Annotated in this window: 14 protein-coding genes; 8 read left to right on the plus strand and 6 right to left on the minus strand. The window is 70.5% G+C overall.

All coding sequences use genetic code 11. The features are described 5' to 3' along the window. Nucleotides 1–86: 86 nt before the first annotated feature. Nucleotides 87–779 (plus strand): class I SAM-dependent methyltransferase, encoded by a 693-nt coding sequence (locus ABT063_RS13430; RefSeq protein ID WP_351057405.1) that lies wholly within the window; start codon nt 87–89, stop codon nt 777–779. Between the two features lie 84 nt (nt 780–863). After that, complete coding sequence (locus tag ABT063_RS13435) at nt 864–1,328, plus strand: DoxX family protein (protein ID WP_351057406.1); 465 nt, start codon at nt 864–866, stop codon at nt 1,326–1,328. A 129-nt stretch (nt 1,329–1,457) separates the two neighbouring features. Here ABT063_RS13435 and ABT063_RS13440 read toward each other — a convergent pair whose 3' ends face one another. Further along, nucleotides 1,458–1,991 (minus strand): RNA-binding S4 domain-containing protein, encoded by a 534-nt coding sequence (locus ABT063_RS13440; protein ID WP_351057407.1) that lies wholly within the window; start codon nt 1,989–1,991, stop codon nt 1,458–1,460. A 67-nt stretch (nt 1,992–2,058) separates the two neighbouring features. On the opposite strand from ABT063_RS13440, the gene ABT063_RS13445 reads away from it, so the two are divergent. Together ABT063_RS13445 and pip are read left to right on the plus strand one after the other, a co-directional pair. Further along, a complete protein-coding gene (locus ABT063_RS13445; protein ID WP_351057408.1) occupies nt 2,059–2,796 on the plus strand; it encodes a uracil-DNA glycosylase in 738 nt (245 codons plus the stop codon). 37 nt (nt 2,797–2,833) lie between these two features. Beyond that, entirely contained in the window at nt 2,834–3,796 is a 963-nt protein-coding gene (gene pip / locus ABT063_RS13450; RefSeq protein WP_351057409.1) for a prolyl aminopeptidase, read from the plus strand. Between the two features lie 43 nt (nt 3,797–3,839). On the opposite strand, the gene ABT063_RS13455 is transcribed toward pip, so the two are convergent. Together ABT063_RS13455 and ABT063_RS13460 are read right to left on the minus strand one after the other, a co-directional pair. Beyond that, nucleotides 3,840–5,294 carry a LamG domain-containing protein gene (locus ABT063_RS13455; protein ID WP_351057410.1) on the minus strand — a complete coding sequence of 485 codons (1,455 nt, stop codon included), beginning with the start codon at nt 5,292–5,294 and terminating at the stop codon, nt 3,840–3,842. Nucleotides 5,295–5,335: 41 nt separating this feature from the next. Continuing rightward, on the minus strand, nt 5,336–6,010 hold the full coding sequence (locus tag ABT063_RS13460) for a GntR family transcriptional regulator (RefSeq protein WP_351057411.1): 675 nt from the start codon (nt 6,008–6,010) through the stop codon (nt 5,336–5,338). A gap of 155 nt (nt 6,011–6,165) precedes the next feature. Here ABT063_RS13460 and ABT063_RS13465 point away from each other — a divergent pair, with 155 nt between their 5' ends. Together ABT063_RS13465 and ABT063_RS13470 are read left to right on the plus strand one after the other, a co-directional pair. Further along, complete coding sequence (locus tag ABT063_RS13465) at nt 6,166–7,644, plus strand: NCS1 family nucleobase:cation symporter-1 (protein ID WP_351057413.1); 1,479 nt, start codon at nt 6,166–6,168, stop codon at nt 7,642–7,644. Between the two features lie 5 nt (nt 7,645–7,649). Further along, nucleotides 7,650–8,372: an aspartate/glutamate racemase family protein gene (locus ABT063_RS13470; RefSeq protein ID WP_351057414.1), complete on the plus strand. Its 723-nt coding sequence runs from the start codon at nt 7,650–7,652 to the stop codon at nt 8,370–8,372. Nucleotides 8,373–8,645: 273 nt separating this feature from the next. Here ABT063_RS13470 and ABT063_RS13475 read toward each other — a convergent pair whose 3' ends face one another. The 3 genes from ABT063_RS13475 to ABT063_RS13485 all read right to left on the minus strand — a co-directional run bounded on the left by ABT063_RS13475 (nt 8,646) and on the right by ABT063_RS13485 (nt 10,775). After that, the gene (locus tag ABT063_RS13475) at nt 8,646–9,569 is read right to left on the minus strand and encodes a GNAT family N-acetyltransferase (RefSeq protein ID WP_351057415.1); all 924 of its coding nucleotides are present in this window, start codon (nt 9,567–9,569) and stop codon (nt 8,646–8,648) included. A 64-nt stretch (nt 9,570–9,633) separates the two neighbouring features. Beyond that, nucleotides 9,634–10,329: a hypothetical protein gene (locus tag ABT063_RS13480; RefSeq protein ID WP_351057417.1), complete on the minus strand. Its 696-nt coding sequence runs from the start codon at nt 10,327–10,329 to the stop codon at nt 9,634–9,636. A gap of 110 nt (nt 10,330–10,439) precedes the next feature. Continuing rightward, nucleotides 10,440–10,775: a hypothetical protein gene (locus ABT063_RS13485; protein ID WP_351057418.1), complete on the minus strand. Its 336-nt coding sequence runs from the start codon at nt 10,773–10,775 to the stop codon at nt 10,440–10,442. 17 nt (nt 10,776–10,792) lie between these two features. Here ABT063_RS13485 and ABT063_RS13490 point away from each other — a divergent pair, with 17 nt between their 5' ends. Both ABT063_RS13490 and ABT063_RS13495 read left to right on the plus strand, forming a co-directional pair. Beyond that, complete coding sequence (locus tag ABT063_RS13490; RefSeq protein WP_351057419.1) at nt 10,793–11,224, plus strand: hypothetical protein; 432 nt, start codon at nt 10,793–10,795, stop codon at nt 11,222–11,224. Nucleotides 11,225–11,282: 58 nt separating this feature from the next. Continuing rightward, a complete protein-coding gene (locus tag ABT063_RS13495; protein ID WP_351057420.1) occupies nt 11,283–12,050 on the plus strand; it encodes a nucleotidyltransferase domain-containing protein in 768 nt (255 codons plus the stop codon). The last annotated feature ends 149 nt before the right edge of the window (nt 12,051–12,199 follow it).

The raw sequence follows: 12,199 nt of genomic DNA on the forward strand, positions 1-12,199 counted from the left end.
TGCCCGCTGTCACTCGGACGGCTGAACCGCAGCCATGCTGGAACTGGCGTGCGGGTGCCGTCCGTTGGACGGGCATGGAGCTGAAAATGCGAGCGGGACATCAGGGGACGGGACCGGGGCCGATCACCCCGGACGGCTGTGCGGTCGAGCTCTATTCGCGGCTGTCCGCAGGGGACGCACCGGACATCATCACCGCGGCCGTACCGGCGGGCGCGCGCATCCTGGAGCTGGGCAGCGGCGTGGGGCGCATGACCCACCCGCTGCTGGAGCGGGGGTTCACGGTGACGGCGGTGGACGAGTCCGCCGAGATGCTGGAGCGCGTCCGCGGAGCGCGCACGATACGCAGCACGATCGAGGACCTCGACCTGGGCGAGAGGTTCGACGTGGTGCTGCTCGCCTCGTTCCTTGTCCACACCGGCGACGTCCAGGAGCGGCAGGCGCGGCTGAGCACGTGTGCACGGCACGTCGCGGAGGACGGCTGCGTGCTCATCCAGCGCGAGGGCGAGGACTACCACACCAACCTGCCGCACGAGCGGGTCGACCCCAGCGGCTACACCGTGCGGATCGCGTCGTCGGAGCCGGTGGGGGACGGCGTGAACTCGGTGCACGCGGAGTACGAGTTCCCGGACGCGACCTGGACCCAGACGTTCCTGACCCGTCCGCTGACGAAGGAGCAGTTCGAGGAGGTGCTGGCGGAGGCGGGTCTGAAGGTGGACAAGTACCTGACGGAGGACCGGATCTGGGTGCGGGCCGTGCCCGCCTCCCAGCAAATGAAGTGAGTTGGCGGACGGCGATGAGTTTCGGAGCCGGCGTCGGTCCACCCCTGTGACAGCACCACGGACCGCTTCACACAGGAGACCCTCATGTCCGAGACCACCGCTTCCGTCACCGCCGGCTCTGCCGCCGCCTCCCGAACCGTCGTCGCCGAGTCCTCGACCGCCCGCGGTCGCCGTGCCCGTATCGCCCTGCGCGCCCTGCAGGTGTTCCTCGCTCTCTTCTATGTGATCGCGAGCGCGCTGCCCAAGCTGATCGCGCACCCCACGGCCGTCGAGGGCTTCGACAAGATGGGATGGGGCAGCGCGGGGATGTACGCCATCGGTGTCCTCGAACTGGCCGGCGGAATCGCGCTGTTGATCCCGGTGCTGCAGTCGGTGGCGGCCGTGGCGCTGAGCGGGCTCATGGTCGGGGCGTTCGTCGTCTCACTCACCGCCCTCGACGGGGAGAACGCGGCGACACCGCTGATCCTGATCGTGCCGCTCGCCCTCATCGCCTGGGCGCGGCGCGGACACAACGCGGATCTGCTGCGTCTGGTGCGACGACAGGCGTGAGGGGCGCGATCCACGCCGCGCGCAGACCGTATGGCTACGGAGACGGCTATGGATACGGCGACGGCGGTGGCGTCCGGCAGGTCGAAGGGCCTGGTCCGGACATCACCGCCGCCGCCGTCGCCGTGGCTGTCAGTGCCCTTCGGGGCTGCCTCCGCCCAGCAGTCCCCGCAGGCGTTCCAGCTCGCGGCGGTCGCGCTTGGTCGGGCGGCCCGCACCGCGGTCGCGGATGCCGGCCGGGGCGACGGCCTCGCGGGGCGGGGGCGGCGGGCTGTTGTCGACGTAGCACTGGACGGCCACGGGGGCGCCGACGCGCTTGCGGATCAGGCGCTTGACGATGACGATCCGCTCCCGGCCCTCGTGCCGTAGGCGCACCTCGTCGCCGATCCGCACGGAGTGCGCGGGCTTCACGCGCTCGCCGTTCACCCGCACGTGCCCGCCCTTGCAGGCGGCGGCTCCCATGGAGCGGGTCTTGACCAGCCGGACCGACCAGATCCAGCTGTCGATGCGCACGCTCTCACCGCTCTGCGGACCGGCCGCCTCGGCGGCGGCCACCGCGGCGGCGACCTTGGGGTCCACGTCCCCGCTCGTCGTGCCGTCCTCGCCCGTCGCGCCGGTCCCGCCCGCCCCGCCCGTCTTGTCGTCGTCCGTACGTTCCACAGCCATGTCTCCGACCTTAATGCCCCGTGCCGAGTCGCTCAGAGGGTTTCGGGCACGGTCGTACGGTGGACGCATGGACACCAACGGCCCCGTCGGTCGCGCCGAGCCGGCCGGTTCCGCCGGTCTTGCCGGGCTCGACGAGCGGATCGCCGGCTGCCGGGCCTGCCCTCGGCTGGTGGCGTGGCGCGAGGAGGTGGCCCGCAGCAAGCGTGCCGCCTTCGCCGACTGGACGTACTGGGGCCGGCCGGTACCGGGCTACGGCCCGCCGGACGCCCGTCTGCTCGTCGTCGGTCTCGCCCCGGCCGCGCACGGCGGCAACCGCACCGGCCGGATGTTCACCGGAGACCGCTCCGGAGACGTGCTGTACCAGGCGCTGTACGACGTGGGGCTCGCCTCGCAGCCCACCTCGGTCTCCGCCGACGACGGCCTGGAGCTGTACGGCGTGCGCGTGACCTCGCCCGTGCACTGCGCCCCGCCCGCCAACCAGCCCACACCTGAGGAGCGGGACACCTGTCGGCCGTGGCTGGTCCAGGAGCTGAACCTGCTCCGGCCGACGCTGCGGGCCGTGGTCGTCCTCGGCGCCTTCGGCTGGCAGGCCGCGCTGCCCGCGTTCGCGCGGGCGGGCTGGACGGTCCCCCGGCCACGACCGGCCTTCGCGCACGGCGCGCACGTGTCGCTCGACGGGCTCGAACTCTTCGGCTGCTTCCACGTCAGCCAGCGCAACACCTTCACCGGACGGCTCACGCCGGTGATGCTGCGGGAGGTGCTGCGCACGGCGGCGCGAGCGGCGGGGCTGCACGGCCTGAAATGAGGCGACGAGGCCGTCGTACGACGGTTAAGGTCCCCGAATGGCCCTTTACCCGGAGATCGAACCGTACGACCGCGGCCTGCTCGACGTCGGTGACGGCAACCGCGTCCACTGGGAGACCTGCGGGAATCCGCACGGCAAGCCGGCGCTGGTACTGCACGGTGGGCCGGGGTCCGGCTGCACGCCGTACTTCCGGAGGCTCTTCGATCCCGCCGTGTACCGGATCGTGCTGCTCGACCAGCGCGGCTGCGGGCGTTCGACACCGCACGCGAGCGCGTACGACACCGATATGAGCGTGAACACGACCGCTCACCTCATCGCCGACCTGGAGCTGCTACGGCGGCATCTGGGGGTCGGGCGGTGGCTGGTGTGGGGTGTGTCGTGGGGGTCGGTGCTGGGGCTGCGGTACGCGCAGACGCATCCGGCCGCCGTGTCCGAGCTGGTCCTGACCGGGGTCGCGACCGGCTCCAACCCCGAAGGGGCCTTACTGACCAGGGGACTTGGGCTGATCTTCCCGCAGGCCTTCCAACGGTTCGTCGGGGAACTGCCGGAAGACGAGCGAGACGGGAACCTCGCCGCCGCCTACAACCGGCTGATCGAGTCGCCCGACCCCGAGGTGCGGGAACGGGCCGCGCGCGCCTGGACGGACTGGGAGACGGCGGCGATTCCCGCGGCGCCCCGATCGGTCCCGCGCTTCGAGGATCCGCGGTTCCGCATGGCCTTCGCCCGCACCGTCACGCACTACTTCGGCAACGACCACTTCATGGGCGAGGGCAACGACGAAGGCGTCGTCCTGCGGGACGCGTACTTGCTGAAGGACATCCCCGGCACCCTCGTCCAGGGCAGCCTCGACTTCGGCAACCTCCTCGGCACCGTCTGGCGGCTCCACCATGCCTGGCCCGGCAGCGAGTTGGTCCTCGTCGACGACGTGGGACACAACGCGGGCGCGCCGGACATGGCGGAGGCGCTGGTGGCCGCGACGGACAAGTACGCCCGCCGCTGACGCTAGGACCGGACGGCTGACACTCAGACCGGACGGGTCGTGCTCAGACCGGACGGGCCGCCGAGACCGGCCGTGTGTCGAGGTCGTACGCCTGGCTGCTGTTGACGCTCCACCGGTACCGGCTGAACTCCCCGGTCGTGTTGTCGGCGTAGAACGTCATGTGGCCGATGCCCACGCCCTGGAAGTTGCTCACGTCGTCGACCATGCGGGTGTCGGGGTACGGGGCGTAGCTGGGCTTGCTGTACATCCCGTGCGGGTCCGACGTGCAGTCGATGACCTCGACGGCGTACTGCGTCGTGCCGCTGACGTTCACCGATCCGGTGTAGACGCCCTTGACCTCCCGGACCATGACGATGTGTCCGGTGCTGCCGTCGACGGCGCCGTTGTAGTCCACCGCGATCAGGTCGCCCGGCTGGAGGTCGGCGACCTTGCGGATCCGCTGGAAACGCGGGCCGGCGGTGCCGTTCGTGAACGCCTGCCGGTAGTCGGCGGCCTCCGGGATGCGGTCCTGGAAGTACTGCGTGAAGTAGTCGTCGGTCGCCCATCCGTAGGTGTGCTTCAGCACCCAGGTGAGGAACGAGGAGCAGCGGGCGTGCGCGATCCAGCTGGTCAGGTCGTCGGGTGTGCCCCAGGTGACCGTCGACCGGGAGCCGATCAGGTAGACGTTGTTGCGGCGGGCTGTCTGGCCGCTGATCAGGCCGATCTCGTCGGCGGTCAGGGCGCGGTCGTACGCCCGTACGTCGTTGATGGCGCCCTTGAACCGGTTCACGGGCGCGCTGTCGTACCGGGCCCGGCCTATGTTGAAGCCCTGGGGCGCGGCCCAGGAAAGCGTCGCGTCGGCGCTGCTCTCCAGCTTGCCGTTCACATAGAGGTGGATGCGCGTGCCGTCCCACACTCCGGTCAGGTGGGTCCACACGCCGAGCGCGGCGGCGGTGGTGGCGACGGCCGAGATCTTGACGCTCTGGTCCGCGCTGCGCACCTTGAACGCCCAGGTGCCGACCGTGTCGTCGTACTGGAGGAGGAAGCGGCTGGCGGTGGTACCGTCCTGGCTCACCGCGGTGTACATGTTGGTCAGGGCGGCCGTGTCCGACAGGCGCACCCACGCCGAGACCGTGAACGGGGCCGTGGTGTCGAGGACGGAGCTCGTGGCGGCGTACGCGCCGGAGGTGCCGTCGAAGCTGAGCTCGCCACCGGCGCGCAGGGTCGTCCAGGTCGTGCCCGCGCCGAGGGTGACGGGCCGGCCGCGACCGGACCGGTCGGCGCCCGTGCCGTTCAGCGACCAGTGTCCGACGAGGCCGCCCGGCAGGTAACCGGCTGCCAGCAGACGCTGGTACTGCACCATCCGCTCGGCCTCCGCCAGATGCGGTGCCGTGACGGGACTGAACGGAGTGTTCAGCGGGGCGTCGGCCGCGGCGGTGCCCGCGCCGCTCACCACCCCTGTCATCGCACCCACTCCCACGAGTGCGGCTCCGCTCAACAGCCCGCGTCTGCTGACCATGTTCTCTCCGTCCCATTTTTCACCTGAAGGGTCGGGAGAGTCTATGCGGACGAGTGTTCGGTTGGGGCCTCGAACAGGTGTCGCATGGTGGACCGATAGTTCGTCCGCACATGGGTCAGCGCGTGTTCCCGTGCCCGGGCTGGGTCGCCGGAGGCGATCGCCTCGTACAACTCGCGGTGTTCGACAAGGAGTTGCGGCCACTCCTCGTTCCGGCGGGTCATCCAGCGCAGGCGGCCGGCGACCGGTTCCAGGGCGGCTATCAGCAGGCTGTTGCCCGCCATTGCCACGATCCGGTCGTGCAGGCGGCTGTTGATGTCGGTGATCGCTTCCGCGTCCTCGGCCTCGGTCGCGGCCGCCGCGAGGCCGAGGAGTTCCTCGACCTCGGCCAGATCCTCGGGCGTCGCGCGGGCGGCGGCCAGTCCGGCGGCGTAGACCTCCAGCGCCTCCCGCAGTTCGAAGAGCTCCTTGACGTCGTCCGGGGTGAGACGGCGTACGACCGTGCGGCGCGGTGTCTCGAAGTGGACGAATCCCTCGGCGACCAGGGCGCGGATCGCCTCGCGGACCGGCACCCGGGAGACCCCGAAGCGCTCGGCCAGCTCGCGCTCGACCAGCCGGTCACCGGGCCGCAGGCCGCCCGCGATGATCTCCTGCCGCAGGGCCGCAAGAACGCGTTCGCGCACCGCGCCGAGAGGTTCGATCTTCGTCATGGAGCTCATGGGCCCATCTTCGCCGACTCGGGGGCTGTTTTACCGAGCGTTAACAAGAGCGACATCGGTCGGAACGGTTGACGGGAGGACCATGACCGCAGTTTGGTATACCAAACGCCTCCCCCCGCAAGCAGTCCTCCGCCGTCCCCGTCCCTGGAGGCCCCGTGTCCCTCGCCGACCGCGCCGAAGCCACCGGCGCACCAGCGTTCGTCCCCGATCCCCGGCTCACCAACGAAGACCTCGCGCCCGCGAAGAAGCGCAACTGGAAGGTCTTCGACCTCTTCGCCATGTGGATGTCCGACGTCCACAACCTCGGCAACTACACGTTCGCCGCCGGTCTGCTCTTCCTCGGCATGAACGTCTGGCAGATCTTCACGTCCCTGCTCGTCGGCTTCGTGATCATCTACATCGGGATGAACATGATGGGCCGCATCGGGCAGCGCACCGGTGTCCCCTTCCCGGTGGTCAGCCGCATCGCCTTCGGTGTGTGGGGCGCCAACATCCCCGCCCTGATCAGGGCGGTCATCGCCATCATGTGGTACGGCATCCAGACCTACCTCGCCTCCGTCGCCGTCAACGTGATGCTGCTGGCGGCCTGGCCGAGCCTGGAGTCCTGGACGCACAACTCCTTCCTGGGGCTCGACGCACTCGGCTGGCTGTCGTTCGTGGCACTGTGGCTGGTCCAGGCGGCCATCATCAGCCGGGGCATGGAGTCGGTGCGGAAGTTCCAGGACTTCTGCGGCCCCGCCATCTGGGTGGTCATGATCGCCCTCGCCGTATGGATCCTCGCCAAGGCCGGCTGGACCATCTCGCTCACCAGCACCCCGCACCCGGTCTCCGTCGGCGAGCAGTGGCGCCAGTGGTTCGGCGCGGTCGGCCTGATCCTCGCCACCTACGGCACGCTGATGCTCAACTTCTGCGACTTCTCCCGCTTCTCGCCCGACTACAAGACGGTCCGCCGCGGCAACTTCTGGGGCCTGCCCGTCAACTCCACGGCCTTCGTGATCGTGTCGGTCATCGTCACGGCGGGCGCCTACGAGGTGTTCGGCAAGGAGATCACCGACCCCGCCTACCTCGTCGCCGAGATCGGCAACACCTGGGTGCTGGTGCTGGGCGCGCTGACGTTCGCCATCGCCACCATGGGCGTCAACATCGTCGCCAACTTCGTCTCACCGGCGTACGACCTGGCCAACGTCTGGCCGCAGAAGATCACCTTCAAGGTCGGCGGCATGATCAGCACGGTGGTGGCGCTGCTGGTGACCCCGTGGAACCTGTTCTCCAACCCCACGGTCGTCAACTACTTCCTCGGCGGCCTCGGCGCCTTCCTGGGCCCGCTGTTCGGCGTGATCATGGTCGACTACTACTGGGTCAAGCGCGGCCGGATCAACGTGAACGAACTGTTCGACGGCCGGCCCGGCTCCCCCTACTACTACCGCAAGGGCGTCAACCCCAAGGCGCTGTGGGCGTTCCTGCCCTCGGCGGCGGTCGCGGCGGTGCTCGCACTGGTGAAGACCTTCAGCGACGTCGCACCGTACTCCTGGTTCATCGGCACGGCCCTGGCCGCGGGGCTGTACGTGATGCTGTGCCGCGCCGAACGCACGGCCGGTTCCGCGGCCGTCCCCGAGAAGACCGTGGAGGTCTGAGAAGCGTGCGAATCGTCGTCACCAACTGCAACACCACGCAGGAGATGACCGAAGAGATCGTACGAGGTGCCCGGGCCGCCGCCGGCCCGGGCACCACCGTGATCGGACTGACCCCCTCCTGGGGACCCGAGTCCGCGGAGGGCTGGCTCGACAGCTATCTGTCGGCCGCCGCGGTCATCGACCTGCTGCGTACGTACCAGGGCTCGCCGTACGACGCCGTGGTCATGGCCGGTTTCGGGGAGCACGGGCGCGAGGGCGTGCGGGAACTGGTGGACGTACCCGTCGTCGACATCACCGAGGCCGCCGCTCATCTGGCCTGCCTGCTGGGGCGGCGGTACGGGGTCGTCACCACGCTGGAGCGGTCGTGCGGACAGATCGAGGACAGCCTGGAGCTGGCCGGGGTGGGCCGCAACTGCGCCGCCGTGATCGGCACCGGCCTCGGCGTCCTGGACCTCGGTGACGACGAGCGCACGGAGACGGCGTTCCTGGCGGCCGCCGAGCGGGCGCGGGAGGCGGGTGCCGAGGTGCTGGTGCTGGGCTGCGCGGGGATGACGGGCTTGCAACGGGTGGTGGGGGAGAAGCTGGGCCTTCCGGTGGTCGACGGGGTCGGGGCGGCGGTGAAGCTGGCGGAGTCGCTGGTGACGCTGGGGCTGACGACGAGCCGGGCGGGGAGCTATGCGAAGCCGGTGCCGAAGAGGAGGGTGTGGGGGCCGGGGGCGGACACGTGAAGTGGTCGCGCACCACGTCGTCGGCGTGGGGCCTGACGACCTGAGGCAAGGCCGGGGCGAAGGAACGCAGCGGGACGTCGGCTGCCGCAGCGGCGTCGGAAGCGACGGCCGTCGCCGTGATCTCCACCAACTGCCCGGGGCACCCGAGGCAGGCCACCCCGTTCCAGACGGCGGAGAGCACCGCGGTCTCACTGCTCACGACGTATACGTCGATCGACAGAACATGAGCCAAGTCGCTCCCGATCGCCCGCATCCGAATTCCCCGCGTCCGCCTCACGCAACGGGGAGGCCGGCGTACGGACTCTCCACCCGCCAGCCACCGTCCCGCGCGACACGCTCGAAGATGCCGATCTTGTACGCGAGCCCCTCCGGCTCCCCGACGTCACACGACCAGTGCGCTTTGGCCCGCTCCTCCTCCCCTCGCACCAACGGCCGTCCCAGCAGGGCCAGATGCAATGCCAGCGTCGATCGCGCGTACAGCCGCACGGAATCACGCCGGTCCGCCCCGCACCGGTACTCCTCCGTCTCCCGCAGCCGCAGCCGCCCGTCTTCACTTCCGGCGACGAGGAACGGAACCAACCGCCCCTCGGCGTCGGCCACTAGAAACGTCACCTCGCCCTCCTCGTTCTCCCGGACCTCATACCGGGGCAGATACGACAACCGACCCAGCCCCAGGGCGTGCTTCCACGACGTGACCCACAACCCGCGCCGAAGGTAGTAGCGGACCGTCCGCTGCCAGGTCCAGTACGTCTCCAGACGGAACCCGTACAGCCCTGCGGCGCGGCAGGCCTCGTACACCGTGTCCAGCGCGGCGGAGGCGATTCCCTGCCGCCGGGCGACGGGGTGGACGTAGAGGGAGGAGACGCCCAGCGCGCCCGCTCCCACGGGCCAGGTGTCGACGGCGATGGTCCCCACGGGCCCGAGCCCGCGCCGGTCTTCCGGTGCACAGATCCAGTACCTCCTGCGGAACTCGTCGTCGTAGCTGTGCTCCCGCCCCGCCGCACCCAGCCTGAGCCGCCACCGCTTCTCGCTCGTCACCGTGAGCGAGTCCGGGTCGACGCACTCGCCGAGGGCGCCCTCGGCGAGTGAGGCGAGGTCCCACAGTCCGAAGCGGCGGCCCTCGCCGAAGGCGACGGGACGCAACTCGGGGCGGGTCGCGAGGCGTTCGTGCACGTGCAGAGCTTGATCATCCTTCATGCGCCGGAGCGTAGGGATGCCTCCGCTCGCCGGTCAGGCATCGCCGGAGCTTCACCCGGGCATGTCATCCCGGCGGTGGACCGCACTCCCGTTCACGCAGCTGGCGTTCGCACTCCTGTGCAAGTTCGGGGTACGCCTCCGAGATGGCGGCGTAGACCCTGCGCCGCAGCAACTCCTCGGCCGCCGCGCGCCCGGTGCTGCCGTACAGACCGTCCAGCAGCTCGTCGTAGCGGGTCAGTCGATGGCGCAAGTAGTTCACCTTCCAGCGGTCGAGCGCGCCGGTCTCGGCACTCTCGACCGTGGCGGGATCCGGTGCATGACCCCACCGCTCGTACGCCCGTTCCTCGTCCCGGCGGTTGCGGTGCTCGACCGCGGCCGCCGCCAGCCGGTCCGGAGCCAGTCGCGGCACGTCGAGAGGCTCCGCCGCGATCCGCGCCAGCACCTCCCGCCGCCGGCGCAGAGCGGCGGCCCGCGCCGCGGCGGACCTCCGTGCGGCAGTGGCCGCGACGGCCCGGAACTCATCGCTCCGCTCAGCCGCCTCGACTCGCTCGACGCGGTAGAGGCGGGTCTGCGGCGCCGAGTGGAAGAGCGGGTTGGTGCGCAACAGGTCTGGTTCACCGAGCAGTTGGCGCACCATTCCGGGCGTCCAGCCCCGGGCGCGCAGTCCGGCGGCCGAGAGGTGGGTACGCGGTGGTGGCGCCGCCTCCGCACCGTGTCCGTCTCGCTGCCGATGCCTGCGGTCCCCTTCGTACGTCGCCATCATGATCTCCCCCGTCGTTACGCTGAGTGACGAGTTCATTGATAGCGCGCACCACTGACAACGGCACCGACAGCGGCCCCGCCGAGCGTTCCTCAGGCGCCTCAGGCGCCTCAGGCCGCTGGGGCGAGCCGCCGGTGACGCCGCCCGACCTTAGGCTCCGGAACCGTCAGGACCCCTCTGACCTGCGGGGGCCCCGAGCCGGGAGACCGCGGTGACCGGGGCGCCGGAAGGTCGATCAGGTCACTCACCCCCGCCACCTCCTGCAAGGTCCGCGCCAGCGACACCAGCGTCTGCCGTACCGCCGTGATCTCGGCGCGCAGCGCCTCCGCGTGCTCCCACTGCCGTTCGTGCGCCACGGGGTCACGGCCGGGCGGTCGCTGGGACTCGTAGGCGGTGAGACGGGGATGCCAGGAGGCGAGGAGCGGCCGCAGGACGCGAAGCAGCACCCAGCGAGTCGGAACGGATGGCCGCCTTCGACATCCAGGTCGAACTGGTCACCCGGATCGGGGTGCAGGAACTGGCACCGGGCACGGGAAGCCTGCGCGAGGCACTGACCTCCCTGAAGTCACTGATCGACTTCACGCGCGCGACGCTGCACACGTACAACATCCATCTGGAGCCCGGCTCGCAGACCGGAGCGCCGACGGTCCAGAGCCTGGCGTACACCTTGATCAACGACGTCATCCGCCCCTTCACCACCCCCTGGCACCCCCGCCTCGCCGCGTACGAGGCCCGCTGCCCGGCGGACATCGCCCCGCCCGACCACGAGGCGGCCTGGCCTCAGGCGGAGACGATGCGCGCCGAACTGACCGCGCTGCGCGAGCCGTTGCGGCGGATTGCCGAGGACCTGGGCGGCATCTCCGGGGCGGACTTCGGGGTGGCGGCGACGGGTTGAGGCCGCCCGGCACGTAATTGCCTGGAGGTGCGGCATCCGGGCTACGTACGCTGCGCCCATGCCCGCCCTCACCGACCCCGACTTCCTGAACACCACCGCCGACCGCCTGGCCTCCCTCCCCACCGTCCAGGCCGTCGCCCTCGGCGGCTCCCGCGCCCAGGGCACCCACACACCCGACAGCGACTGGGACCTGGCGATCTACTACCGCGGCCCCTTCGACCCCGCCGGCCTCCGCGCCATCGGCTGGGAGGGCGAGGTCTCCGAGATCGGCGGCTGGGGCGGCGGGGTGTTCAACGGGGGCGCGTGGCTGACCATCGACGGGCGGCGCGTGGACGTGCACTACCGCGATCTCGACGTGGTGGAGCGGGAGTTGGCGGAGGCCGAGCAGGGGCGGTTCCGGGTGGAGCCGTTGATGTTCCATCTCGCGGGGATTCCGAGCTACTTGGTGGTCGCGGAGCTGGCCATCAACCAGGTGCTGCGGGGCCGGCTGCTGCGCCCCACCTACCCTCGGGCACTGCGCAAAACCGCTCCCGAGCGGTGGTACGGCATGGCCGCCGCAAGCCTCGCCTACGCCAAGGCGGGCCACGCCCCAGCCGGTTCACTCACCCAGGTCGCCGGTGGAATTGCTCTCGCCGCGACGCAGACGGCGCACGCGGTGCTGGCGGCGCGAGGGGTGTGGGTCACCAATGAGAAGAACCTCATCGCGCGGGCAGGGTTGGGCGAAATCCACGAGATCGTAGGGAATCTGACGACGGATCCGGATGTGCTGGAACAGGCGGTCACGGAAGCCGAGAGGCTATTTTCACGCTCTGTCGCAGCCGGCTGAACAATGATCCCGGTGCTCCCCCGGCCCGTACGCTGGTGACGCCACCGACGGCGTTCCATGTGGGGCCCGCCCGCCCCTGCCCACCCAGGCGGACCGTGACGCGGCATCGACCTGGCCGAGGCCAAGATCGACCTGCGCCCTTCCTTCCC

The organism is Streptomyces sp. NPDC002838, from assembly GCF_040295365.1.
Classification (GTDB): Bacteria; Actinomycetota; Actinomycetes; order Streptomycetales; family Streptomycetaceae; genus Streptomyces.

Coding starts and splice junctions, on each gene's coding strand:
- ABT063_RS13430 (WP_351057405.1), top strand. CDS start 87: ATGCGAGCGGGACATCAGGGGACGGGACCGGGGCCGATCACCCCGGAC.
- ABT063_RS13435 (WP_351057406.1), top strand. CDS start 864: ATGTCCGAGACCACCGCTTCCGTCACCGCCGGCTCTGCCGCCGCCTCC.
- ABT063_RS13440 (WP_351057407.1), bottom strand. CDS start 1,991: ATGGCTGTGGAACGTACGGACGACGACAAGACGGGCGGGGCGGGCGGG.
- ABT063_RS13445 (WP_351057408.1), top strand. CDS start 2,059: ATGGACACCAACGGCCCCGTCGGTCGCGCCGAGCCGGCCGGTTCCGCC.
- pip (WP_351057409.1), top strand. CDS start 2,834: ATGGCCCTTTACCCGGAGATCGAACCGTACGACCGCGGCCTGCTCGAC.
- ABT063_RS13455 (WP_351057410.1), bottom strand. CDS start 5,294: ATGGTCAGCAGACGCGGGCTGTTGAGCGGAGCCGCACTCGTGGGAGTG.
- ABT063_RS13460 (WP_351057411.1), bottom strand. CDS start 6,010: ATGAGCTCCATGACGAAGATCGAACCTCTCGGCGCGGTGCGCGAACGC.
- ABT063_RS13475 (WP_351057415.1), bottom strand. CDS start 9,569: ATGAAGGATGATCAAGCTCTGCACGTGCACGAACGCCTCGCGACCCGC.
- ABT063_RS13480 (WP_351057417.1), bottom strand. CDS start 10,329: ATGGCGACGTACGAAGGGGACCGCAGGCATCGGCAGCGAGACGGACAC.
- ABT063_RS13490 (WP_351057419.1), top strand. CDS start 10,793: ATGGCCGCCTTCGACATCCAGGTCGAACTGGTCACCCGGATCGGGGTG.
- ABT063_RS13495 (WP_351057420.1), top strand. CDS start 11,283: ATGCCCGCCCTCACCGACCCCGACTTCCTGAACACCACCGCCGACCGC.